We start from the raw sequence: 22,644 nt of genomic DNA on the forward strand, positions 1-22,644 counted from the left end.
AGACTTTCCCGGCCTGGGACAAAGGGGCGGTGGCTCAGGCAGGCAGGATGTCGTCGTCGAGACTCGTGTCCTTCGTGCTTACCTCCCACTTGGGCGCGCCCTTGCCCGCCTTGTTCACGGTGATCGTGAACGTGATGTTGTTGTGGTAGCAGAACGGGCCGTTCTTGATGGCCAGGCAGGTCTTGGAATCGATGTCCTGTTCCAGGATGTGCTGGCGGTCCGTGGCCTTGATGATGGCGGGAACAGGCTCCGGAGTGACCGTGATTCCGTAGAGCCAGTCGCCGGCTGTCGTCGTAGTGGCGAAGATGCGTGTGGTGGTGCTCGGCGTCAGGTTCCCGGACGAATCCACGCACCGAGTGATGCGTACCTTGAGATGGGCGGTCTTGATCTTCACCCAGCGATTGCGGATCTCGTACTGCGAGGTGTCGGTCTTGCAGCCCTCCGCCTCAGCTACCTTCGGCGCTGTCGGCGCCTGTCCGGACGCCGTCCCGGCGGCGTTCGCCGGGTACTCGCCCCGCGCTTGGGAGCGGTTCTTGGGCTGCTCGGCCGCCGCGTTGGCGATCGAGTCGGTGGGCTTGTCGCCGGTGAACGCGTCGGTGGTGCCGACGGTGATGCCGCCGGCCAGCAGACCTGCGGCGACGGTGGCTACCGCCAATGTGCGGACTCGTGTGCTGCGCATGATGGTGCTCCTTGTGGACGTAAGTGTTTCGGGCCGCGCGGATGGCGGGCCGCTGTACTCGGTATGAGCGTTCCTGCTGCGGACGCACTGACGACCGGCCGGCAGGGCGTGCCCGGCACCGGCCGCCGGAGGGCGCCCTGTTCAGGCGCCGGCCGAGCGGTGCGGGGCGATGAGAGAAGCTTTGCCGTGGGGTGCAGGGCGGGACAACAGATTGCGGCGACCCGGACAGTCCGGGTTCGTCCGTGCTGGTCAGGACCTGTATCCGGGGTTGGTCGGACGGTCTGCCCGGCAAGGTTTTGTGAGCGTGGAGAGTCCCGGACTGTCCGGGACGCCTGAGGATCTGGCGGGACACCGTGACGGCGATACAGCCTCGTCTCGGAGCTGCGGAGGTCGCGGCCCGAGAGGGAGGTTGTGATGGAACAGCAGACGTTGCTCAGGCCGCCGCAGCAGGCTCCGCAGGGCGGGCACCTGCGAACGGCGCAGGCGCAGGCGCAGGTTCAGGCGAAGGGGCCGGTGTCGCACCGCAAGCCGCAGAGTCGGAGCACCCGTGGGGACCGGTTGTGGGCGGTGGCCTCGCTGGTGGTGATGTTCGTGCTCTCACTGCTGGCCGGGGTGCTGCTGGCAGTGCACGGCCCGTCCTCGGATTCGTCGTCCCTGGAGGTCCGGCCGGCACCAACGCCTGTTCCCGCGCCGCAGATGCCGCACGGCCCGGTCATACCTCGGCCGGTGCCGGTCAAGGAGACGCCGAAGAAGCCGACCGGCACGGCCGTCGAGAAGGTCGCCCTGCGCCCCGGTGACACGCTCTACGCCCTGGCCGGCGCTCACGGCACGAGCGTCAAGGTCCTCCAGGAGCTGAACGATCTGGGGAGCTCGACACTCATCTACGCCGACGAGACCCTGCGCGTCCCCGCCACGGGCTCCACAGAACCGCAGAAGATCGATCTGCCGGATACTGATCCGCCCAAGTCGGATCCGCCCAAGTCGGATCCGCCGAAGCCCGACCCGCCGAAGAAGAAGCCCGGGGAGGCGCCGAAGTCGGGGGCGAAGGCGGTCGTCGCTTTCGCGCGGGCCCAGCTCGGCAAGCCGTACGTCTGGGGCGGCACCGGCCCACGCGGCTACGACTGCTCGGGTCTGGTCATGCGCGCCTGGGAGAAGGCCGGCGTCGAACTCCCGCGTACCACCTGGGACCAGGTGAGGGCCGGCAAGGCCACGACCCGTGCCGAGCTGATCCCCGGCGACCTGATCATCAGCAACAACGGCGGGCACGTTCAGCTCTACATCGGGGACGGCAGGGTCATACACGCGCCCGGTCGCGGTAAGAACATCACCACCGCGCCGCTTCCCGCCCCGTCCGGAGTCGACAGCTACCGCCACATCACACCGTGACCGAAACCGAAGCCGCCTCGGACCACCGGACAGGTCTCCGCCACCACCGCCTCTCGGATTCCCTCCCGATTCGCCTTCGCATTAATGTCCTTCGGACATGCGAGCGACAGGGAGACGACGTGGGGACAGGGCCCGATCCGCAGACCGCGCGTACACCGGCGGAGTTAGTCCACTCGATGCGCCAGTTACGCAACTGGGCCGATCTCAGCTACCGGCAGCTGGAACGCAGAGCGAACGACGCGGGTGACGCGCTGCCGCGCGCCACGCTCTCCGGCGCTCTGGCACGGGAGGACCTCCCGCGCGAAGAGCTCCTGGCCACCTTCGTCCGGGCCTGTGGTGGCGACGCCGCCACCGTCGACACCTGGCTGGACGCCCGCCGCCGACTCGCGATGAGTACGGAGCCCGCGATACCGGGCTGGGGCAGCGGAGAACCGAGGCCCGAACGGAAGCCCGAACCGGAGACGGAGTCGGAGCTGAGGCCGGAGACGGAGCCGGGGCCGGGGCCGGAGACGGGGCCGGAGACGGAGACGGGGCCGGGGCCGGGGCCGGAGACCGGCACTGTCGCCAGCACCGGCACGGAACCGGGCACCGGCACGGAACCGGGCACCGGCACGGAACCGGGCACCGGCACTTCCGAGGAACCCCCGAACAAGACTTCGGCAAGTGCGATCACGCCTCAGACACCGCCGCCGGCACAGCCCGGCGGCCGAAGATCCCGTAACCGCCACCTATCGATGGCAGCCGCCGGCGCCTGCGCCGCCGCGGGGGTTCTTCTGCTCGCTTTCTGGCCCGACGGCGAGAAGCCCGTCACCACACAGCCGAACGACGGCCCCCGCACCACCGCCGGCCCCACGGACACCACGCCACCCGCCTCTTCGCCCTCCCCGTCCGCATCCGCGTCACCGAGCACGCCCATCTCCGAGGAGGAACAGAGCAACCCGCCCACGAGCGCCAGGCCCGACAAGAGCGACGCCGTGACCACGGCCCAGCCCAGCCGGCCCGCCGCCAAGGCATCCGACTCCCCCGGTATGCCCAAGGCCGGCCCGGTGACGATGCACCCCGCGAACTCACCGGGCCTGTGCATCACCGAAGGCCGGGAACGCAACGGCCGTACCACTCGTGAAGTCGCCGTGCAGCGCTCCTGCTCCGAGGCCCCGCAGCCGCGGGTCTCCCTGGAATCCCTCGGTAACCAGATCTACCGCATCCATTGGAAACACCCGGAGACCGGAGGCGACGGCTGCCTTGGCGTCGACGAAGCGTCGAGTGAAGGCTCGGAGCTGGTGTCTCCGGGCGAATGCACCAGCGCACTCGGCCAGCGGTTCCGCCTGGAGCCATCCGGCAGCGGCTACCGACTGCGCCCCATGGACAGCGGCATGTGCATCGGCATCCAGGCTCCCCGTACCAGCGGCGCCGAAGCGATCCAAGCCCAGTGCACCGGAACCAGCGACCAACTGTTCTCCTTCACGCCGGCCTGAGAACCGGGCGCATCCCGTCGGGCGGCGGTGGCGTGGTGGTCGACCATGTCCTGTCCGGCTGCGCTCACGATTGGGGCCGGGAACTGGGAGTTGACGGCCCAGGTCAGCGGCTAGAGGCTGACGTGCACGAGGCCATCGGCGATGGTGGCGAGGCTGGCGCCGATCGGGACGGTGAGCCTCTAGATCGGAGACGATGATCTTGATCTCATCGTCTCCGATCGGGGCGACGTTCAGCGGCACTGGGAGGGGCCTGGCCGTCTCGGCGGGTGGGCGCTGGATCCGGTCTCCGGTATTTCGAGCAGCACAGTTCGCGCAGGGGTCTGTCAGGGGAGGTCGGTCTTCTGCAATTCCACTGACGTCATGTCCAACGCGGCTTGGGCCAGTGCCTGGGCAGATGCGGTCTTGAGCTTCTGGAGGCTGCTGTCGATCCAGCCCTGGACGTTCAAGTGGCCCTGTTCCCGATACTCGACGGCCTGGATGAGGCATTCGAGCTTGTCCGCGTCGTGGGCGCAGATCACTTCGAGCGAGTCGCCGTTCTCGTATTCCTCGACGATGTTCCAGGAACTGAGCTAGCGCGTGTCTGGCGAAGGACGGGGCGATGGGACGGTGGTCGGGAATGACCGTGACGTACGATCGCGGAGGGGCGAAGCGCCAGGCCGAGATTCCGGCACCGGGTGTGAGGGAGGGGTCGGGATGTTCGGTCGGAAGAAGAAGGTCACCGATCTGAACGATCTGATGGCGCGGCTCAGGCCCGATCTGAGTCGGGAATCGCTCGGCGTCGGGCCCGACTTCCCGGGCGTCGCCCCGAACCCGCTCCTGAGCGGTGACGCACGGAAGCGCAATGCGGAACTGCGCACGGGGGCGCTTGCGCTCGGCGTTCTCGTCGACTGGCGGGAGGTCAGCAGCGACGGCAGTCCACGCGTGGTCCTGATGTTCGACGTGGAGACCGCCGGCGGCACCTCGTTCCGCGGTATCGCGGACGAAGACCTCACGATCACCGAGCTGACCCGACTCGCCCCGGGGCAGACGTTGCCCGTGCGCTACCGGCCGGCCGTCATGGACCACTACGTCGCCCTTGCCCGGGACGCGGACCCCGCCCATGTGCAGCAGCTCTCCGACGACATCGCGAGCCGCAAGCAGACCTGACCCGAAGCCATCGGCCGGATCCCCAGGCCAGCAGCCTCCCCCCGATCGCGGTCTTCCTACCGTGAACGCGCGCTGCGGAGGGCCACGACGCGGACATCTCAGAGGCCCGTAAACATCTCCGTCCTCGGTCCTCGGCCACCACCCCCGGGCGTCCACCTCGCCACAAGGCTGTTTCCTTCGGATCATCTGGTCGTTGGTTGATCTGTGTCGTTGACCGACGCCCAGTGGGCACGCATTGAGCCATTGCTGCCGGAGAGGACGCCGGAGCGGAATGGGCAGTGGCGGGATCAGCGACAGGTGATTCGACGCGACGCGTTCAAGTAGCGCACCGGGACGCGTGGCTGGACCTGCCCGAGCACTTCGGCTCGTGGAAAAGCGACCACAACCGCCTGCGGAGGTGGGCCGCCGACGGAGCCCGGGGGAAGGTCTTCACCGCTCTGCTCGCTCAGGCCCACGCCGAAGGTGATCTGGACTGGGTCGTCGCGGTCGATTCAACTGTCGTCCCTGCCCATCGGCACGCCGCTGGGGCCCGTCAAAAGAGGCCCAGCCGACGAGCAGGCCGACCATGCCCTCGGCCGGGACGCGCCCGCATTCCCCGAGGCCATGGCCCGCTTACGAGTGCCGCGGCCGATCGGCCGGCCCCGGACTACGCCGGTCATGGTCCTGGCCGACAAGGCATACGCGTCCCGCGCGATCCGGACACATCTGCGTCGGCGCGGGATCCGGGCCGTGATCCCGCAGCCGCTGACCAGACAGGCCGCCAACCGCAAACGCCGCGGCGGCCGAGGCAGCAGGCGGCCGGCCTTCGACCGGGACGCCCACAAGCAACGCAACATGGTCGAGCGCTGCATCAACAGACTCGGACGGTGGCGCGGCCTGGCCATTCGGTACGACAAGACCGCCGTGATCAATCTGGCCGCACTCCATCTCGCGGGTGTCTTCATCTGGTCTGCGCGCTGACTCGAACGCAGAATGATCGCGTGCTTCCTCCTCGACTGCTGTGGTGCGATCCTCGGCCCATCCCCCCGTTCAACCGTCAGGAACCGGTAACACTGATCGTCCGGGATCCCGTTTTCTACGAGTCGACCGATGAGGACGACTGCACAGTGTTCTCGTACTTCTGCCAGACGCATGACCGCTTCTACCAACACGAGGCTTGCGGGCGGGGACCGCATCTCGTGGCTCTGCACTGTGAGGAGCACGGGCCCGAAAGCATGTGGCCACAGCCGCTAACGCTCATGTTGCCCGAAGGCTTTGAGCCTCCGCTCAGCAAGGCACAACTCAGCTGGCTGCGAGCAGAGTGGGATGCTGCCTAAGCGTGATCCGAAAGAGACGGCGTAGGCGCGCCCCTGCCGACCGCGCTGCCAGTTCGCCGCAGGCAGACAGGAAAGACCCACGAAGGACTGGGCACCGTCGGCAGAGCATGCCAACGTAGGCAACCTTCCCGAAGGTGCCAGGTCAGAGAGGTGGTTGCTCGTGACCGCGGCTCCAACTGGTCCCGGATGATCTGCCACCGCCGAGGCTCTGCGCTGTCCCGTTCCGCTTCGGAACACGAAGCGTGTTCCGTCTCGGAACACCGAGCGCGTTCCGTTTCGGAACACGAACCCCCGTTCTCCGGAGGGACGAACAGTGCCGTACCTCGGGGAACAGGTCGAAGTCGCCCTGCTCGGCCAAGACCCGCAAGGCTGCCCTGCCACCGGAATTCGCCGCCTCTATCCGGCCGAGAGTCAGAGACACAATCGAAGGCAGAGCCTGTTCACTCGGTGAACGGCGGAGAGCCTCGCCGGCCACGAAGTGGGAGGCGCCGTCGTCCACTTGCGCGCGCCTGGTCCGGTCACTCGGAGACCGGTGGCGGTGATCTCCGCAAAGGCCGTTCAGAATCTGAACGGCCGCCGCTTACAGACGGGGCCAGGCACATGGTGCTCAAGCATGCCCCGTACTTGAGATCCAGCTCGGCCGGCCGGCGGAAGGGATCCAGAGACGGCCGAGGAGGCAGTCATCCCCGCGCCCCGGCGGCATGTAGCCCCGTACCCCTAGCTTTGCAGGCGCCCCTGTACCCCGCGTTCCCACTCCAACCGCCCCCCGTCCCGAGCCCAGGCGTTCTGGGTCGGTCCCCGGTATCTGGCCGGTGACGACGGACAGCTCTACGAGACGGTGGCCGACGCCCTCGCCAGGCTCGGCTGGACGCACCTGACAATCGTCCGAGGACGGCAGGAGCCGGACGAGGAACCGCAGGACCGGCAGGTCCTGCGCAGCACCGTCCTGCACATCAGCCCCGACACCCTCCGCTGAGCCCAATGAGCCCTGGCGGCGATGGCCGCCGCACTAACTCCCAAACCGGGCACAGAGCAGCTAGTGGACTAGATTTTCCATATGCCTGAGCAGCCGCCCTATCTCCGCATCGCCGATGAACTCCGGCGACGCATCGCGGAGCACGTCTGGGGACCGGGGGACCGTCTCCCCTCCCGCGCCCAGATCGGCCAGGAGTGCGGCGTGGGCGAGAACGTGGTGCGCCGCGCACAGGAGTTGCTGATCTCCCAGGGAGTGTTGGAAGGTCGGGCCGGATCGGGCACGTACGTCGCCGAAGTCCGGCAGCGGGTGCGGGTCGTCCGGTCATCGGCGCGCGAGCAGCCGGGCGGGTCTCCGTTCCGCGGGGACATGAAGCCCCTTGGCAGGCAGGGCGATTGGGAGAGCCGGACCGACGCGAAGGTCCCGGCCCCGGCGGAGATCGCGGCGCGGCTCGGGACTGCCGAGGGCGAGCTGTGCGTGCGGACGACCTACGAGTTTCTGGCGGACGGCAGGCCGGTGCAGTTGTCGACGAGTTGGGAGCCGTACGACCTCACCGGCGGCACACTCATCGTTCTCCCTGAGGGAGGGCCGCACGCCGGGGCGGGTGTCGTGAACCGCATGGCCGTGATCGGAGTGACCGTCAGCCATGCGCTGGAGCAGCCGGAGCCGCGGCAGGCGACCGCCGAGGAGGCGTCGCTACTCGGCATCCAGAAGGCCGCACTCGTGACGCACATCCGGCGGACGTACTACAGCGACCAGGGTCGGCCCGTGGAGACGGCGGACATCGTGGTGCCCCCGGCGCACTGCGAGATCGTCTACGAGATCCCGATCAGCCAGTAGCGGGCAGTCCTCGGCAGCTCCAAAGCACGGCATGGCCGTGCCCCCGGCGTGCCCCTTGCGTGCCCGATAGAGCGGGAAACCAGGGGGATCAGCAGTACCCAGCAGGGAGCGGGCATGGTGACGGCCCCTGACCATACGTACTGGTCAGGGGCCGTTCACCTGCGGTGGGTGTGGGATTTGAACCCACGGTGACATCGCTGCCACGACGGTTTTCAAGACCGTTCCCTTAGGCCGCTCGGGCAACCCACCCGTGCCCCGCCCGACCAGCGACGGAGCGGGGACAGCCTACCGGCTGTGGTGGGTTGGTGGTCAGTCGTGGTCGGAGGATGGGCGTCGGCAGCCGTTACATCGCGCGTAGGCCCCGGTCTGTGAAGGTGATCAGCCATTCGAAGCTTTCGTCGATGTCGGCGCTCCACTGGAAGCCGTTGGCCGACTGCAAGGTGGCGAAGCCGTGGCAGAGGCTGCGGAGGGTGCGGAGGGCGTGGTCCACGGCGGGGGGGTTGATCTCGTAGGCGTGGAGGACCGCTGTGAACGCGGCCAGGAGTCGGTGGCTCGCGGTGGCCAGTGGGTCGTCCGGGGTGGATGGTTCCACGCCGATCGTCGCGGCGTAGCGGCCGGGGTGGTTCAGGACGAAGGTGCGGAAAGCGTGGGCCGCGGCCGACAGGGCGTCGCGGCCCGCGTAGCCCTGGATCGCGACGCCGACCGCGTCCGCGGCTTGGCTCAACGCCAGGGCAGCGATGCGGCGGTTGAGGTCTTCCTGGCCGGCCACGTGCTTGTACAGGGACGGCGTGCGCACGCCCAGCCGCTCGGCCAGCGAACCCATCGTCAGATTGGCGAGGCCCACCTCGTCGGCCAGGTCGGCGCCCGCCGCGACCACGGCTGCCGGGTCCAGGCCGGCCCTAGGCACGGGCGGTGTCCGAGCGGAGGAAGGCGAGCGTGAGGGCGACCACCTCGTCGGGGAACTGGTCGTGCGGGTAGTGCCCGGCGCCCTCGATCGTCTCGAGGCGGCCGAGGCCGGGCGGCAGGGCGTCGACGATGGCCGAGCCCTCCGCGCGCGGGTCGGCCCAGTCGGGGTCGAGCGTGCCCATCACGATCAGGACCGGGCAGCGGATGTTGCCGAGCTGAGCGCCCGCGTCGGCCGGGGTGCCGCGGCCCATGCTTTGCAGTGCCTTCATCCGGCCCGGCTCGCGCAGCAGGGAGTCGATGCGGCCGAGCCGCTCCGCCCAGTGGGCCGGCTTCACGCCGGGGTAGGCCACGTCGAGGTACGAGCGCCAGAGCGGCAGGCTGCCGAACGTGCCCGCGCCGAGGAGCCGCAGCATGCCCTGTCGGAAGCGCTTGACCCGCAGGTCGCCGAGGCGGATCGACTGCTTGCGGGTGAACGGTGCCAGCTCCACGACCCCGGTGATCAGCGAGGGCTCCCGCGCCGCCGCGATGGTGGCGGCGCCGCCGGAGATCGAGTGGCCGACGAGCACGGCCGGTCCGCCCAGGTGGCGGACCACGGCGAGCAGGTCGCCGGCGATGGCGGTACGGCTCCAGGCGGGCCAGCCGACGCTGGACTCGCCGCAGCCGCGCAGGTCGACGGCGGCGACCCGGTAACCCGCCGCCACCAGCGGCGGGATCACGGAGCGGTACGCGGCGCGGCTGTCCCCCATGCCGTGCGCGAGAACGATCAGCGGGCCGGACCCGGCCACTTCGTAGGCGATCGTGCCGCCGTCGACGGCAAGGTGTTCGGTCTCGGTCATGACATCTCCAGTGGCTAACTTGATTAGCTAAAGGCTAATAGCGTTAGCTGAAGCTGTCAACGACGGACCTCAGCGGGCCCGGTCGTACGTCAGGGCCATCTCGCCCAGCTCGCCCGTCCGCTGGTGCGCGAGCCGCCACCGCGAACCCGGCAGGCCGTCCTCGAACAGCCGCTGTCCGCCGCCCGCGATCTCGGGGCAGATCAGGAGATAGAGCCGGTCGATCAGATCCGCCGAGAGGAGCGCCTTGATGACGGTCGGGCTGCTGTTGACGAGGATGTCGCCCTCGCCCGTGGCCTTGAGATCGGCGATGACATCGGCGGCCGGCGCGTTCACCATGCGGGTGCGTTCCCACGGCGCTTCGGTCACGGTGGTCGACAGGACCACCTTCTCCGTGTCGACCAGCCATTTCGCGTAGCCGCGATCACGCGGATCGGCGTTCTCGTCCTCGGCGACCGTGGGCCAGAAGCCCAGGAATCCCTCGGCGTTGCGCCGCCCGAGCAGCGCCGTCGTCGCCCCCTCCCAGATGCGGGTGAGGTGATCCCGCGCGACCTCGGTGGTCGCGTACCGGACGATGGCGCCCGCGTCGCCGGGCCCGCCGGGGCCGTTGTAGCGCCCGTCGAGGGTGAGGCCGATGTTCGCCGTCACCTTGCGCGCACTTGCGGTCGTGGTCGTGGAGTTGGTCATGGCTGGACTTCCGTTTCTTCGGATGGTTCGGATTGATCGGATTGTTCGGATGCGGAGTGAACGGCGGTGGCGAGGTGGCCGAGGCTCTGGCCGAAGCCGATCTCGATGCCCGCGATGAAGTCCGCGGAGTCGACGGCGCTGTCGGTGATCCGGTAGCGGACGTCGAGGTCCGTACCGATCGCGGTGGGCCGGAGGTCGAAGTCGACGTGGGCGGTGAAGGCGGCGCTGCCGTCGGGGAGTTGCGGGGAGAGCCGGTAGGCCAGGCGCTCAGCGGGAAGGGCGTCCTCGACGACACCCTCACCCCGCCCGGCGACCACGTCCGAGCCGTCGGTGTCGTCGACGTCGCGATATTCCAGGACGATCCGCCCGCCCGGCCGCGCCTCGAAGACCAGCTCGGAGACGTGGAGATCGTCGGGCGTCCACCAGCGGGAGAGCAGCGCCGGCTCGGTCAGATGGCGCCAGATCAGCTCGGGGTGGCCCGTCAGCGACCGGTGGAAGCTGAACGAGCGGCCGTCGGCCCAGCCCGACGCCTCCGCGGCCGACCGCTCCGCGTCGAGGCTGTGCCCGTAACGGTCGTAGGTCACCTGCGGCCCACCGGCCTGTTCCGTGATGTCGGCGAGCCGGACCAACGCAGCCGCCAGGTCGCGCAGGGGAGCGGACCGGAGTGCGTAGACCCGGCGCTGGCCGGTGCGCCGGGAGGTGACGACGCCTGCGCGCTCAAGAGTCTGAAGGTGCTTGGTCGTCTGCGGCTGGCGCGCCTCGGCGAGCTGGGCGAGCACGCCGACCGGGCGTGGCCGCTCGGCCAAGAGGCTCACGAGCCGCCAGCGGGCCGGGTCGGCCAGGGCGGTGAGGAGTTCGTCCATGGCCTCGAGTATTCTCCATGACGAATATTCTTGTCAAGGAATATCTTCCATCTCGCCCCGGCGTATTGACGGCCCCTCAGGCCCGCGTGCAGCATTGATGGAACCTGTACGTTCCTGTTGTTTACTGTGCGGGAATGTTCCCGCGATCGGTGGCTGCCGGCGATGAACGCTCGAATGCTCAGGCTCCACGCGAAGGCCCTGGCCGTACTCCTCGTCGGCTGCCTGCTCACCGCGTTCTCACCACCCGGCCCGGACCTCCACGCGAGCGGAGACACGAGCGCCGGTAATCCGTTCGTCGACGGGTGGTACGCCGACCCGGACATCGCCGTGTACGACGACACCTACTGGGTCTACCCCACGACCTCCAGGGCGTACGAGGAGCAGACATTCCTCGACGCCTTCTCGTCGACCGACATGGTCAACTGGACGAAGCACAGCAACGTGCTGACGACGGACGCCATCTCCTGGGCCGAGTACGCCGTGTGGGCACCCGCACCGGTCGAGCGGAACGGCAAGTACTACCTGTTCTTCGCCGCCAACGACATCCAGAACGACTCCAGCCTCGGCGGCATCGGCGTCGCGGTGTCGGACAAGCCGGAGGGCCCGTACGCAGACGCCATCGGCCGGCCCCTGATCGGGCAGTTCCACAACGGCGCACAGCCCATCGACCAGGACGTCTTCATCGACGACGACGGTCAGGCGTACATGTACTACGGAGGCTGGGGACACGCGAACGTCGTCAAGCTCAACGACGACATGACCAGCCTCGGCACCTTCGCCGACGGCAGTACGTACAAGGAGATCACGCCCGCGGACTATGTCGAGGGCTCGCAGATGTTCAAGCGCGACGGCATGTACTACCTGATGTGGTCCGAGGGAGGCTGGACCGGTCCGGACTACTCGGTCTCGTACGCCATGTCGGACTCCCCGACCGGCCCCTTCGTCAAGATCGAGAAGGTGCTCGCCCAGGACCCGTCGGTGGCCAAGGGCTCCGGTCACAACTCCGTCGTCAATGTGCCCGGCACGGACATCTGGTACATCGTCTACCACCGCAGGCCGCTCAGCGAGAGCGCGGGCAACAACCGCCAACTCGCCTACGACCGTATGTACTTCAACGCCGACGGCACAATCCGTCCCGTCACGATGCGGGTCGGGGACAACTTCGCCGACGGCAACGCCCTGGGGTGGAAGACGTACGGCGGATCGTGGTCGGCCGACGGCGGACGCTACCGCGCGGCCAGTTCGCCGGGTGGCAAGGCGCTGCTCGACACCGACTTCGCCGACTTCACCTACGACGCCGACGTCACGGTCACCTCGCGGCACGGTGACGCGGGCCTGGTGTTCCGCGCCACGCGGCCGTCGGTCGGCGTCGACAGCTACACGGGGTACTACGCGGGGATCAGTCCGGCGGGCAAGGTGGTACTCGGCCGGGTGAACGACTCCTGGACGCCGCTGGAGTCCGTCAGCATGCCTCTCCCCGCCGGATCGACGCATCGGCTGCGGGTCTCGGCGGTGGGGTCCACGATCCAGGTGTACGTGGACGACATGGCCACGCCCAAGATCTCGGTGACCGACGGCACGTACCGCGGCGGAGCCACGGGTGTACGGGTCTTCAACACCGCCGCCGACTTCGACAACGTGTCCGTCGAGAAGGCGGGAGAGCCGACGGCCGGATGAGCTGGCGGCCGGATGAGCCGAGCGCCGGACGAGCCGCCGGACGGACGAGCGACCGCCGGATGAGCCGCCGGACGCCCGGCACACGGCCGTAGTTCGATCCGGACCGCGACCCTCCGCGCCGGGCCTACCGGCTTCGCCGACGATGGTGGGTCATGATCGGCGATGGTCGGCGGCCGGTCGGCCCAGGGGCGGCGTAAGGGAGTTTGCCGTGGACATCCTGCTGGTCGCGAGTGCCTTCAACAGTCTGACCCAGCGCGTCTTCGCCGAACTCGTGGACCGGGGTCACTCGGTCCACGTGCAACTGGCCCTGGGCGACGAGCCGTTGCGGGAGGCCGTCCTCCGTACCGCGCCGGATCTCGTCGTCGCGCCCATGCTCAAGACCGCGATCCCCGCCGACATCTGGTCGAGCCATGTCTGTCTGATCGTCCATCCGGGACCGGTCGGCGACCGCGGGCCGTCCTCCTTGGACTGGGCCGTCCACACCGGCGCCACCGACTGGGGGGTGACGGTCCTCCAGGCGGCGCGGGAGATGGACGGCGGGGACGTCTGGGCCTCGGTCCCTTGTCCGTTGCCGGCCGTCGGGAAGAGCGACCTCTACCGCAACGAGATCGCGGACGCCGCCCTGGAGGCCGTGCTGCTCGCCGTGGAGCGCTTCGCCTCAGGGACGTACGTTCCATACGTTCAGCCGCCGCAGGGCACCGCGGGAGGGGACACGGCGGCGTGCGGCCGGCCGTACTTCGACCAGAGCCTCCGGCGTATCGACTGGGCGTCCGACCCGACGCAGACCGTCGTAAGGAAGCTGCGCGGCGCGGATTCGCAGCCCGGCGTGCTGGATGAACTCCTCGAAGAGGAGTGGTACTTGCACGGCGGCCACGCCGAGGACACCCTGCGGGGGCGGCCGGGCGAGCTGATCGCCACCAGGTCCGGCGCCGTCTGCCGGGCGACCGTCGACGGTGCGGTGTGGATTCCGGAGCTGCGCCCCCGCCGTAAGGAGGGCGGCCCGGTCACGTTCAAGCTGCCGGCCACTCTGGCCCTCGGGGACCGGCTGCCCGCGCTTCTGGAGATCGCCGCGCCCTGGGAGCTGCCCGACGGGCGGCGTACGTGGAGTGACATCCGCTACCGCGAGGCGGGCGCGGCCGGCTTCCTCGCTTTCTCCTTCGCCGGCGGGGCGATGAGTACGGAGCAGTGCCGGCGCCTGCTCACGGCGTACCGGTTCGCCTGTGCACGGCCGACGTCCGTGCTGGTGCTCGGCGGGAGCCGTGACTTCTTCTCCAACGGCATCCATCTGAACGTCATCGAGGCGGCCGACGACCCCGCGCGGGAGTCGTGGGAGAACATCAACGCCATGGACGACCTGGTGGAGGCTCTGCTGACCACCACGGACCGGCTGCTCGTGAGCGCGCTCGGCGGCAACGCCGCTGCGGGCGGCGCCATGCTGGCCCTGGCCGCCGACGAGGTCTGGTGCCGGAGCGGAGCCGTACTCAACCCGCACTACCGGCTGATGGGGCTCTACGGGTCGGAGTACTGGACGTACACGCTGCCCCGCCGCGTGGGCGACGAGGAGGCGCGGCGCCTGACCGGCCGCGCACTGCCGGTGACGGCTGCCCGCGCGCACGAGATCGGGCTGGTGGACGTCGTCGTCGACAGCTCGCCCCAGGACTTCGGCACGGTGGTCGCGAGCCGCGCCGCGCGCCTCGCGTCGGCGCCGTCGACGAGTCGGCGCATCGGCGAGAAGAAGGCGGCGCGCGAACGGGACGAGGCCGTCGAGCCGCTGAGCGCGTACCGGGAGAGGGAACTCGCCGAGATGCACAGCACGTTCTTCGACCCCGGCGCGCCGTACCACGCGCTGCGGGCCGCCTTCGTAAGGAAGACGAAGCCGACGTCGACACCGCGGCATCTTCTTAAGGAGGGGGCGTCGCGGATGGACACCGTCCGGCACGGGTGAGGACGCACGGCGCGGGTCGCCTCGCGCGTGAGGGCGTACGGCGGAACGTAGGCGAACTGTCCCGCCCGCTACAGCAGCCGTTCGAAGCAGAGCGAGTTGTCCGAGTCCGCGTAATGACCGAAGCGCGGGATCGGTCCATAGCCGGAGCGCGTGTAGAAGCGGACCGCGTCGGGCTGCGCATCTCCCGTCTCCAGACGCAGACGTGACCACCCCTGGCCACGCGCCCAGTCCTCCAGCGCGAGCAGGACGCGCGCCGCGACGCCCGTCCCCCGGGACGCCGGGGCGACGTACATACGCTTGATCTCGCCGACGCCCGCGCCGAGGGCGCGCAGCCCGCCGCAGCCGACGGCGGGCCCGTCGTCCTCGTACGCTACGAAGAAGACCGCGATGTCCGTCTCCGACGGCGGAACGCCGGGTTCGCTGTCCGGGGTCCCGTACCGCTCGGCGATCTCCACCCGCTGCCGTCCGCGCAGGGCGGCGGCGTCCCGGTCGTCCCACGCGACCTGTTCGATCTTCATGCGGCGAATTCTGCTGAACGTGTGTTTCAGGCGGGTGAAGCGGGGGCGGGCCGCGTCGCACTCCTCGCGTCCGCGCCCGCGCCGGAATATTGGTTCCCTCGTCCTGTCGATCGCGGGCCTTCCCGTTCGCCGTTGTCAGTGAGGCCGCCGACAGGGGCGGCGCCGGCGTACGAGAGAAGGAAACGCGCGATGCGAAAGCTGATGGTCACCACATTCGTCTCCCTCGACGGGGTCATGCAGGCGCCCGGTGGCGGTGACGAGGACCGGGACGGCGGATTCGAGCACGGGGGATGGTCCGTGCCGCACTTCGGGCCGGATCTGATCCAGCGGATGACCGACCTGGTGCGCCGCGCCGACGCGCTGCTCGTCGGGCGCAGGACGTACGAGATCTTCGCGGCCACCTGGCCGCTCGCCGAGGCCGACGACCCGATCGGGTCGAAGATGAACGGCATGCGGAAGTACGTCGCGTCGCGGACACTGGACACCGTGTCGTGGCAGAACTCGACGCTGCTGACGGGCGACGTCGCCGAGGCCGTCGCCCGGCTCAAGCAGGAGGGCGACGGCGAGATTCAGGTCCACGGCAGCGGTGATCTGCTCCAGACGCTGATCGAGAACGACCTCGTGGACGAGTTCCATGTGCTGGTCTTCCCGGTGCTCGTCGGCTCCGGCAAGCGCCTCTTTGGGAGGGGCACCGTCCCGGCCGGGCTGAAGCTCGTCGACACGGCGAGGTCCGAGAGCGGCGTCGTCATCAGTACGTACGCGCGGGCGGGCAAGGTCGAGTACGGGGCCATGGGCCCGGAAACCGGCAACTGGTGATCGGGGAGCAGCGACCGCCAACAGAGCAATCGGGCAGCCGGTGAAAGACGGGCAGAACGGACCGGAGGACGGGCACCATGCCGCAGTACGCGATTCTGATCTACGAGAAGGAGACCCCGGGCGGCGTCGCAGACATCCCGCCCGACGTCATGGAGGCCAACCTGCGCGCCGGCGAACAGATCGCCGCGATGGGCGTGCGTGTCGTCCACGAGCAGGGGCTTGAGCCCAGCGGGGCCGCGCGGACGATTCACAAGGACGGGCTGGTCACCGACGGGCCGTTCATCGAGAGCAAGGAAGTGATCGCGGGGTTCTTCGTGATCGAGACGGAGGACCTCGAAACGGCGGTCGCCGTCGGCAAGTTGCTCCCGATCATGGACGGCGCCGTCGAGGTACGGCCCCTGCTCCCCGTCGAGTGACGCCGAGTGCCGTCGAGTGAAGCGGCGGTCCGCCACGCCGTCGAGGACGCGCACCGTCGCGAGTGGGCCTCCGTGCTCGCCGCGACGGTACGCGTCACCCGCGACCTCGACCTGGCGGAGGAGTGCGTCCAGGACGCGTACGCCGCCGCCCTCGTCGACTGGGCGCGCGGCGGCGTACCGGACAGGCCCGGCGCCTGGCTGACGACCGCCGCGCGGCACAACGCCCTCGACGCGCTGCGCCGAGCCAGGACCCTCCGGTCGAAGCTGCACCTGCTGGTCGAGCCCGACGACCACGCCGGACTCGTACCGTCCGGACCCGAACCCTCCGGACCCGACCCGGCACCCGGACCCGCGCCGGCTCCCGACGACCGCCTCCGGCTCGTCTTCCTCTGCTGCCACCCCGCACTCGCCCCCGCCGCCCAGATCGCCCTCACCCTGCGTCTCGTCTGCGGCGTCCCTACCCCCGACATCGCGAAGGCGTTCCTCGTCTCCGAATCCACGATGGCGGCCCGTCTCACCCGCGCCAAGAAGAAGATCGTGGCCGCGCGCATCCCCTTCCGGATGCCCGCCCCCGCCGAGCTGCCCGACCGCCTCGACCCCGTCCTCACCACCATCCATCTCCTCTTCACCACCGGCCACACCGCACCCGCGGGCCCCGCGGTGACCAGGGACGACCTCGCCGGACGCGCGCTCGATCTGGCCCGGCTGCTGTACGGCCTCCTGCCGGACGAGCGGGAGGTACGGGGGCTCCTGGCGCTGCTCCTCGCCAACCACGCCCGCCGGGCCACCCGTACGACCGAGAACGGGCGCCCCTCGCTGCTGGCGGAGCAGGACCGTACGGCCTGGGACCGGGAAGCCATCGCCGAGGCGCACGAGTTGGTCCTCGGCGCGCTCCGGGGCGGCGGCCCCGGCCGGTACGCGCTCCAGGCGGCCATCGCCGCGCTGCACGCGTCTGCGCCGACGTACGCCGAGACGGACTGGGCACAGATCCTGGTCCTGTACGACGCGCTGCTGGCGGTCTGGTCGTCGCCGGTGGTCGCGCTCAACCGGGCCGTGGCCGTCGCCATGGTTGAGGGACCGGCGACCGCGCTGGCCGAGGTCGAGGCGCTCGAACAGGACGAACGCCTCGCCGGCTACCGCTATCTGCCCGCCGTCAAGGCCGATCTGCTGCGCCGTCTGGGGCGGTCGGCGGACGCCGCCGTCGCGTACGAGCGGGCCGTCGCGCTGGCCGACAACGACGCCGAGCGCGCCTTCCTCACCGACCGCCTCACGGAGTGCCGCGCGGCCGGGGAGTGATCGCCGGGACAACCTCTACCGGTGCTTCGTGAACTCCGCCGTCCCCAGTGTCGTGAACCACGAGCGGATCGTCGCCACGTCGTCGGTCTTCGCGAGCGAGAGCAGTAGAAGGATGCGCGCCTTCTGCGGGCTGAGGTCGGCCGCGCCGACGACCGCGCCGCCGCTCTCCTTGTCGTAGACGGCGCCGTTGCCCGTACGGGTCGTGGACGCGAACACCACGCCCTGCTTGGTGGCGTCGGTGCGGGCCGCCGACATCGACGAGGAGATACCGCCCGCGCCCGTACCCGCCGTGACGACACCGTCCGCGCCCGCGTCGGCGAAGGCCTTCACCGCCTCGCCGCCCGCGCCCTGGTAGCTGTAAGCGATCTCGACCTTGGGCAGATCCTTCTCCGCGATCCTGCCGACGTCGAACGGCGTACGCCAACTCGACCTGCCGCACTTCTCCAGCCGCGCGGGCGCCCTGTTGATCCGGACCCGGTCCTGGTCCACCACGCCCAGCGACCCACTCGCGCCGCTGTTGAAGGTGTCCATGCGCAGCGCGTCCGTCTTGCGCACCTCGCGCGCCGCCTGGATCTCGTCGTTGAGCATGATGACGCTGCCGAAGCAGGTGGTCTTGCGGCTGGCCGCGAGCTGGATCGCGTTGTAGAGATTCGCGGGGCCGTCCGTACCGAGGACGGTCCACGGGCGCATCGCCCCGGTCAGGACGACCGGCTTGTCACTGCGGACGGTGAGGTCGAGCCAGTAGGCGAACTCCTCCATCGTGTCCGTGCCGGTGGTGACGACGGCCGCGTCATTCGTACGGAGGGCGTTGTCGACCGCCAGGGTCAACTGGCGGAAGTCCGCCATGGAGTAGCTGCCGGAACCCTTGTTGCCGAACTGCGTGGTGGACACGTCGGCGATCTCGTTCACCTCCGGCCGGAGGTCGCCGACCAGTTCGGAAACGGGGATCTTGCCGGACTGGTAGTCCTGGAAGTCCACCCGGCTCTCGCTCACACCGGCGATGGTGCCGCCGGTGCCGATGACCGCCACCTTCGGTCGCTTGACCGGGGACCTGTCCCTTTCGGCGGCGGTGGCCGTGCCGGCGGTCAGGGCGACGACCGCCGTCAGCAGGGCGGTTCGACGCAGGATTCCTCGCATGCCGTACCTCTTCCAGACGGACTGAAGGGCTGCTCACGCCCGATCTGGAGAAGGTGACCGAGGCATATTTCACGGCGCGGCTGTGGCGGTTAATTCAGCGTTTCGCCCAGGTCTCACCGAGAGACGAGAGATGGGGCGCCCATCTGGGCGCCCCATCCGGACGTGTTGGCCACGTGCCGCCTTCTTGATACGGCCTCCGCCTACCGCGTGCCCGCGTCCTGCCGCGTGCCCGCGTCCTGCCTCGTACCTACTGCGTATCGCCCTTGCGCTCGCCCAGCGTGACGTCGACCTGCGACTCCTTGCCGCCACGCGTGTACGTGATCTTGATCTTGTCGCCCGGCTTGTGCGTCCAGATCTCGCTGATCAGCGTCGGTCCGCTGTCGATCGGCACATCGTTGAACTTCGTGATCACGTCACCCGACTTGAGCCCCGCCTTCGCGGCCGGCCCGTCCGGTGTCACCGCCGGGGTGCCGCCCCCGCCGTCGCCGGAGATCGTCGCGCCGTCGCCGCCCTCCGCCATGGAGACCGTCGCGCCGATGACCGGATAGACGGGCTGCCCGGTCTTGATCAGCTCCCCGGCGACCGTCTTCGCCTGGTTGATCGGGATGGCGAAGCCGAGGCCGACCGAGCCCGACTGGGCCCCGCCGCCACCGCCGCCACCGCCCGAGGGCTGGATGGCGGAGTTCATCCCGATGACCGCGCCCCGCGCGTCCAGCAGCGGGCCGCCGGAGTTGCCGGGGTTGATCGAGGCGTCCGTCTGGAGGGCGCTCATGTACGAGTTCTTGTCACTCGTACCGTCACCGGAGGCCACCGGGCGGTTCTTGGCGCTGATGATGCCCGTCGTGACGGTGTTGGAGAGCCCGAACGGCGCCCCGATCGCGATCGTCGAGTCACCGACGGCCACCTGGTCCGAATTGCCCAGGGCCAGCGGCTTCAGCCCGGACGGCGGGTCCTTCAGCTTCACCACGGCGACGTCGTAGCCCTCGGCGCGGCCGACCACCTCGGCCGCGTACTCCTTGCCGTTGGAGAACGTCGCCGTCAGGTCCCCGCCGTCGGCGGCCGACGCCACGACGTGGTTGTTCGTAAGGATGTGGCCCTGCTTGTCGTAGATGAAGCCGGTGCCCGTACCGCCGTCGCCGCCCTGGGCCTGCGCCGTGATGGTGACGACGCTCGGGAGCGCCTTGCCGGCCACCGCCGCCGTACTGCCCGCCTCACGCTTCAGCGCCGGGGCGTCGGCCGCCGAGACCGTGCTCGAACCACCGCTGACGCTGTTGTCGCCGTTACGGTCCGCCGCCCAGTAGCCGATCCCGCCGCCGACCACACCGGCGACCAGCGCCGCCGCGAGCACGGCCGCCATCAGGCCGCCGGGGCGCTTACGCGAGGGCTGCGGGCCGGACGCGGGCGGCTCGCCCCAGCCGCCACCGCCACCGCCTCCGTAGTGAGGCTGCGACGGCGGGGGCGGGGGCGGCGGCCATCCCGCGTCGGGGGCGGAGCCGGTGGACCCCGACGAGTTGGGGAGATACGCCGGTACGGCGCCGGGCAGCTGCGTCGTGGGCTCGGCTCCCTGACCGGGCTCGCTGGCCCGGCCGGGCTGCTCGGGGTACGGCGGCGGGGCCTGCTGCTGCGCGGCCGGGTGGGGAGGTGCCGGGTGCCGCTCCGCCTGGTGCCGCTGATCGTGGGTGGACTCCCCCGGAGCGGACGCGGGCGTGCCCTCGGGAGCGGCAACCGGCACGGGAGGTACGGACGGGGCGGACGGGACCGCTGTGCCCTCGTTCTCGGTGCTCACAGTCTTTTACTCCTCAGGTTCCACATCAGTCTTCGGCAAGAGTTCCGCTGTTTTCCGCCGCGTTCAGGTGTCGGCACATGCCCTTCGACATGTACACGTCTCTCGTACGTCGCTGCCCTCAGCTTTTCCCACAGCACGTCAGGCCACGGTAAGCAGGACCTGTGTGTCTCCCCGCCATCCTTTATTACTGGACAAACGGGGCGCATCCGCAGTGCGCTCCAGGAGGGGCACCGCCCCACGCTTACCCCGTCCCGGTGACACCATGGCGGGGTGACTCAAGCACGGCAGCACAACATCCAGGTCGTCGCCCACCGAGGAGCCTCCGAGGACGCCCCTGAACACACTCTGGCCGCCTACAAGAAGGCCATCGAGGACGGCGCCGACGCACTGGAATGCGATGTGCGGCTGACCGCCGACGGACACCTCGTGTGCGTACACGACCGCCGTGTGAACCGCACCTCCAACGGACGCGGCGCCGTCTCCGCCCTGGAGCTCGCCGATCTGGCCACCCTCGACTTCGGCTCGTGGATGGAGAACATGGACAGTGAGGAGAGCCCGGACTGGAAGGACCGCTCCCTCACCTCCGTACTGACGCTGGAGCGCCTGCTGGAGCTCGTCGCCGACACCGACCGGCGCATCGAACTCGCCATCGAGACCAAACATCCCACCCGCTGGGCCGGACAGGTGGAGGAGCGGCTGCTCCACATGCTGGCGCGCTTCGGGCTCGACGGCCCGGCGCCCGGCGAGGCGCCGGACTCCTCCCCCGTACGCATCATGAGCTTCTCGGCCCGGTCGCTGCACCGCATCGCCGACGCCGCGCCGCAGTTGCCGACCGTCTATCTGATGCAGTTCGTCTCGCCCCGGCTGCGCGACGGACGGCTGCCGGCGGGCGCCCGGATCGCCGGACCCGGTATCCGCATCGTGCGCAACCAGCCGGGCTACGTGGAACGGCTTCACAAAGCGGGCCACCGTGTCCACGTCTGGACGGTGAACGAACCGGAGGACGTCGAACTCTGCGCGCGCCTCGGAGTGGAGGCAATCATCACCAACCGCCCCAAACAGGTGCTGTCCCAACTGGGGCGCCTTGCCTGACTTGTCGGGGATTGGGGAGTACGCGGGATGACACGGAGTACACCGGCGCGTTCGGTACGTGTTCGATCCTGTTGAGTGCGTCACCGACCTTTCCTTGGCCGGTTTCCGGTCCAGGCCATTGGGGCATTCACACCGTGGCGTGGGGCAAAGGAGGTCTCGGGGGTGGCATTTGTGGTGGCACAGGAAGTGCCCACGTCGTCGAGCATGGCCGTTCCCCATGGCCCTGCGGGCGTGGGACAGGCAAGGCATCGGATGCGCGAGGAGCTGCGCGGCCGAGGGCTGTCGGACGCGGTTGTCGACGACGCCGTACTGATCCTCTCCGAGTTGCTCAGCAATGCCTGCCGGCACGGCAGACCGCTGGGCCGGACGGAGATCGGTGACGGAGACGTACGCGCCGCCTGGGAGGTCGACCCGGTCGGCCGGCTGACGGTGGAGGTGACGGACGGTGGCGGCCCGACCCGCCCCGTTCCGGCCACACCTTCGGTCACCGCACGCGGCGGCCGGGGGCTGAACATCATCACCTCGCTCGCCGAGGAGTGGGGCGTACGGGACAGCGTGCCCGGCGAGGTCACGGTGTGGGTGCTCGTCACCGAAGGACACCGTCACGATGATTTCTCTACGCGCGTCGCTGTCCCTGAGCTGGCCTTCGGCGACACCTTCGACACGGTCGACGACCTGAGCTGACACCCCGGGCCGGTGAATGGGCCGACGGACGGGTTGGCGGACGGGCCGACGGGCAGATCGACGGACCGGTCGGCGGACCGATCTTCAGGCGCGTCGGCAGGCGGAGTCCGTACGTGCCGTCCTGCCCGCCTTCCCCCGACAGGGCGTTGCGCCCACGGCACTACGCGGTACGG

General features: G+C 69.7%; 20 protein-coding genes, 1 tRNA gene and 2 pseudogenes. 13 read left to right on the top strand and 10 right to left on the bottom strand.

The window, feature by feature from the left end; all coding sequences use genetic code 11:
- Positions 1 to 34: 34 nt before the first annotated feature.
- Positions 35 to 679 carry a hypothetical protein gene (locus ACFYNU_RS30970; protein ID WP_356595706.1) on the bottom strand — a complete coding sequence of 215 codons (645 nt, stop codon included), beginning with the start codon at positions 677 to 679 and terminating at the stop codon, positions 35 to 37.
- A gap of 414 nt (positions 680 to 1,093) precedes the next feature.
- On the opposite strand from ACFYNU_RS30970, the gene ACFYNU_RS30975 reads away from it, so the two are divergent.
- Together ACFYNU_RS30975 and ACFYNU_RS30980 are read left to right on the top strand one after the other, a co-directional pair.
- The gene (locus ACFYNU_RS30975; RefSeq protein ID WP_356595708.1) at positions 1,094 to 2,065 is read left to right on the top strand and encodes a LysM peptidoglycan-binding domain-containing C40 family peptidase; all 972 of its coding nucleotides are present in this window, start codon (positions 1,094 to 1,096) and stop codon (positions 2,063 to 2,065) included.
- A gap of 176 nt (positions 2,066 to 2,241) precedes the next feature.
- Complete coding sequence (locus ACFYNU_RS30980) at positions 2,242 to 3,540, top strand: hypothetical protein (RefSeq protein WP_356595710.1); 1,299 nt, start codon at positions 2,242 to 2,244, stop codon at positions 3,538 to 3,540.
- 323 nt (positions 3,541 to 3,863) lie between these two features.
- On the opposite strand, the gene ACFYNU_RS30985 is transcribed toward ACFYNU_RS30980, so the two are convergent.
- Positions 3,864 to 4,094 (bottom strand): HD domain-containing protein, encoded by a 231-nt coding sequence (locus ACFYNU_RS30985; RefSeq protein ID WP_356595787.1) that lies wholly within the window; start codon positions 4,092 to 4,094, stop codon positions 3,864 to 3,866.
- Positions 4,095 to 4,233: 139 nt separating this feature from the next.
- On the opposite strand from ACFYNU_RS30985, the gene ACFYNU_RS30990 reads away from it, so the two are divergent.
- The 4 genes and pseudogenes from ACFYNU_RS30990 to ACFYNU_RS31005 all read left to right on the top strand — a co-directional run bounded on the left by ACFYNU_RS30990 (position 4,234) and on the right by ACFYNU_RS31005 (position 7,815).
- A complete protein-coding gene (locus ACFYNU_RS30990; RefSeq protein WP_356595712.1) occupies positions 4,234 to 4,686 on the top strand; it encodes a hypothetical protein in 453 nt (150 codons plus the stop codon).
- 204 nt (positions 4,687 to 4,890) lie between these two features.
- Positions 4,891 to 5,646 (top strand): annotated as a pseudogene (locus ACFYNU_RS30995) (transposase).
- A gap of 1,079 nt (positions 5,647 to 6,725) precedes the next feature.
- A pseudogene (locus ACFYNU_RS31000) lies at positions 6,726 to 6,975 on the top strand (hypothetical protein); the annotation flags it as partial.
- A gap of 84 nt (positions 6,976 to 7,059) precedes the next feature.
- Positions 7,060 to 7,815, top strand: coding sequence for a GntR family transcriptional regulator (locus ACFYNU_RS31005; RefSeq protein ID WP_356595716.1), 756 nt, complete (start codon positions 7,060 to 7,062; stop codon positions 7,813 to 7,815).
- A gap of 162 nt (positions 7,816 to 7,977) precedes the next feature.
- Here ACFYNU_RS31005 and ACFYNU_RS31010 read toward each other — a convergent pair.
- From ACFYNU_RS31010 to ACFYNU_RS31030, 5 genes are all read right to left on the bottom strand, one after another.
- A tRNA-Ser gene (locus ACFYNU_RS31010) sits at positions 7,978 to 8,064 on the bottom strand.
- A gap of 94 nt (positions 8,065 to 8,158) precedes the next feature.
- Complete coding sequence (locus ACFYNU_RS31015; protein ID WP_356595789.1) at positions 8,159 to 8,692, bottom strand: WHG domain-containing protein; 534 nt, start codon at positions 8,690 to 8,692, stop codon at positions 8,159 to 8,161.
- 22 nt (positions 8,693 to 8,714) lie between these two features.
- Entirely contained in the window at positions 8,715 to 9,557 is an 843-nt protein-coding gene (locus tag ACFYNU_RS31020; protein ID WP_356595718.1) for an alpha/beta hydrolase, read from the bottom strand.
- A 69-nt stretch (positions 9,558 to 9,626) separates the two neighbouring features.
- Positions 9,627 to 10,241, bottom strand: coding sequence for a dihydrofolate reductase family protein (locus ACFYNU_RS31025; RefSeq protein WP_356595720.1), 615 nt, complete (start codon positions 10,239 to 10,241; stop codon positions 9,627 to 9,629).
- A complete protein-coding gene (locus ACFYNU_RS31030) occupies positions 10,238 to 11,104 on the bottom strand; it encodes a metalloregulator ArsR/SmtB family transcription factor (protein ID WP_356595721.1) in 867 nt (288 codons plus the stop codon). The genes ACFYNU_RS31025 and ACFYNU_RS31030 overlap by 4 nt, the downstream gene beginning before the upstream one ends.
- Before the next feature lie 162 nt (positions 11,105 to 11,266).
- Between ACFYNU_RS31030 and ACFYNU_RS31035 the strand changes: the two genes are divergently transcribed.
- Together ACFYNU_RS31035 and ACFYNU_RS31040 are read left to right on the top strand one after the other, a co-directional pair.
- The gene (locus ACFYNU_RS31035; RefSeq protein WP_356595723.1) at positions 11,267 to 12,781 is read left to right on the top strand and encodes a family 43 glycosylhydrolase; all 1,515 of its coding nucleotides are present in this window, start codon (positions 11,267 to 11,269) and stop codon (positions 12,779 to 12,781) included.
- A gap of 208 nt (positions 12,782 to 12,989) precedes the next feature.
- On the top strand, positions 12,990 to 14,726 hold the full coding sequence (locus ACFYNU_RS31040; RefSeq protein WP_356595725.1) for a hydrogenase maturation protein: 1,737 nt from the start codon (positions 12,990 to 12,992) through the stop codon (positions 14,724 to 14,726).
- Between the two features lie 68 nt (positions 14,727 to 14,794).
- Here ACFYNU_RS31040 and ACFYNU_RS31045 read toward each other — a convergent pair whose 3' ends face one another.
- Entirely contained in the window at positions 14,795 to 15,244 is a 450-nt protein-coding gene (locus tag ACFYNU_RS31045) for a GNAT family N-acetyltransferase (protein WP_356595727.1), read from the bottom strand.
- Between the two features lie 189 nt (positions 15,245 to 15,433).
- On the opposite strand from ACFYNU_RS31045, the gene ACFYNU_RS31050 reads away from it, so the two are divergent.
- From ACFYNU_RS31050 to ACFYNU_RS31060, 3 genes are all read left to right on the top strand, one after another.
- Positions 15,434 to 16,060, top strand: coding sequence for a dihydrofolate reductase family protein (locus ACFYNU_RS31050; RefSeq protein ID WP_356595729.1), 627 nt, complete (start codon positions 15,434 to 15,436; stop codon positions 16,058 to 16,060).
- Positions 16,061 to 16,137: 77 nt separating this feature from the next.
- Positions 16,138 to 16,476: a YciI family protein gene (locus tag ACFYNU_RS31055; RefSeq protein WP_356595731.1), complete on the top strand. Its 339-nt coding sequence runs from the start codon at positions 16,138 to 16,140 to the stop codon at positions 16,474 to 16,476.
- A gap of 6 nt (positions 16,477 to 16,482) precedes the next feature.
- A complete protein-coding gene (locus tag ACFYNU_RS31060; RefSeq protein WP_356595733.1) occupies positions 16,483 to 17,772 on the top strand; it encodes a DUF6596 domain-containing protein in 1,290 nt (429 codons plus the stop codon).
- 15 nt (positions 17,773 to 17,787) lie between these two features.
- Here ACFYNU_RS31060 and ACFYNU_RS31065 read toward each other — a convergent pair whose 3' ends face one another.
- Both ACFYNU_RS31065 and ACFYNU_RS31070 read right to left on the bottom strand, forming a co-directional pair.
- The gene (locus tag ACFYNU_RS31065) at positions 17,788 to 18,909 is read right to left on the bottom strand and encodes an asparaginase (RefSeq protein ID WP_356595735.1); all 1,122 of its coding nucleotides are present in this window, start codon (positions 18,907 to 18,909) and stop codon (positions 17,788 to 17,790) included.
- Between the two features lie 247 nt (positions 18,910 to 19,156).
- Entirely contained in the window at positions 19,157 to 20,695 is a 1,539-nt protein-coding gene (locus ACFYNU_RS31070) for a trypsin-like peptidase domain-containing protein (RefSeq protein WP_356595737.1), read from the bottom strand.
- A 270-nt stretch (positions 20,696 to 20,965) separates the two neighbouring features.
- On the opposite strand from ACFYNU_RS31070, the gene ACFYNU_RS31075 reads away from it, so the two are divergent.
- A complete protein-coding gene (locus tag ACFYNU_RS31075) occupies positions 20,966 to 21,787 on the top strand; it encodes a glycerophosphodiester phosphodiesterase (RefSeq protein WP_356595739.1) in 822 nt (273 codons plus the stop codon).
- Between the two features lie 75 nt (positions 21,788 to 21,862).
- Positions 21,863 to 22,471 carry an ATP-binding protein gene (locus ACFYNU_RS31080; protein WP_356595741.1) on the top strand — a complete coding sequence of 203 codons (609 nt, stop codon included), beginning with the start codon at positions 21,863 to 21,865 and terminating at the stop codon, positions 22,469 to 22,471.
- Positions 22,472 to 22,644: the final 173 nt, after the last annotated feature.

Origin of the sequence: Streptomyces sp. NPDC006643 (assembly GCF_042870175.1) — a bacterium.
Taxonomy (GTDB): Bacteria; Actinomycetota; Actinomycetes; order Streptomycetales; family Streptomycetaceae; genus Streptomyces.

Bases quoted from the DNA above. Each gene is read 5' to 3' on its own strand.
- ACFYNU_RS30970 (WP_356595706.1), bottom strand. From the start codon at position 679: ATGCGCAGCACACGAGTCCGCACATTGGCGGTAGCCACCGTCGCCGCA.
- ACFYNU_RS30975 (WP_356595708.1), top strand. From the start codon at position 1,094: ATGGAACAGCAGACGTTGCTCAGGCCGCCGCAGCAGGCTCCGCAGGGC.
- ACFYNU_RS30980 (WP_356595710.1), top strand. From the start codon at position 2,242: ATGCGCCAGTTACGCAACTGGGCCGATCTCAGCTACCGGCAGCTGGAA.
- ACFYNU_RS30990 (WP_356595712.1), top strand. From the start codon at position 4,234: ATGTTCGGTCGGAAGAAGAAGGTCACCGATCTGAACGATCTGATGGCG.
- ACFYNU_RS31005 (WP_356595716.1), top strand. From the start codon at position 7,060: ATGCCTGAGCAGCCGCCCTATCTCCGCATCGCCGATGAACTCCGGCGA.
- ACFYNU_RS31020 (WP_356595718.1), bottom strand. From the start codon at position 9,557: ATGACCGAGACCGAACACCTTGCCGTCGACGGCGGCACGATCGCCTAC.
- ACFYNU_RS31025 (WP_356595720.1), bottom strand. From the start codon at position 10,241: ATGACCAACTCCACGACCACGACCGCAAGTGCGCGCAAGGTGACGGCG.
- ACFYNU_RS31030 (WP_356595721.1), bottom strand. From the start codon at position 11,104: ATGGACGAACTCCTCACCGCCCTGGCCGACCCGGCCCGCTGGCGGCTC.
- ACFYNU_RS31035 (WP_356595723.1), top strand. From the start codon at position 11,267: ATGAACGCTCGAATGCTCAGGCTCCACGCGAAGGCCCTGGCCGTACTC.
- ACFYNU_RS31045 (WP_356595727.1), bottom strand. From the start codon at position 15,244: ATGAAGATCGAACAGGTCGCGTGGGACGACCGGGACGCCGCCGCCCTG.
- ACFYNU_RS31050 (WP_356595729.1), top strand. From the start codon at position 15,434: ATGCGAAAGCTGATGGTCACCACATTCGTCTCCCTCGACGGGGTCATG.
- ACFYNU_RS31055 (WP_356595731.1), top strand. From the start codon at position 16,138: ATGCCGCAGTACGCGATTCTGATCTACGAGAAGGAGACCCCGGGCGGC.
- ACFYNU_RS31065 (WP_356595735.1), bottom strand. From the start codon at position 18,909: ATGCGAGGAATCCTGCGTCGAACCGCCCTGCTGACGGCGGTCGTCGCC.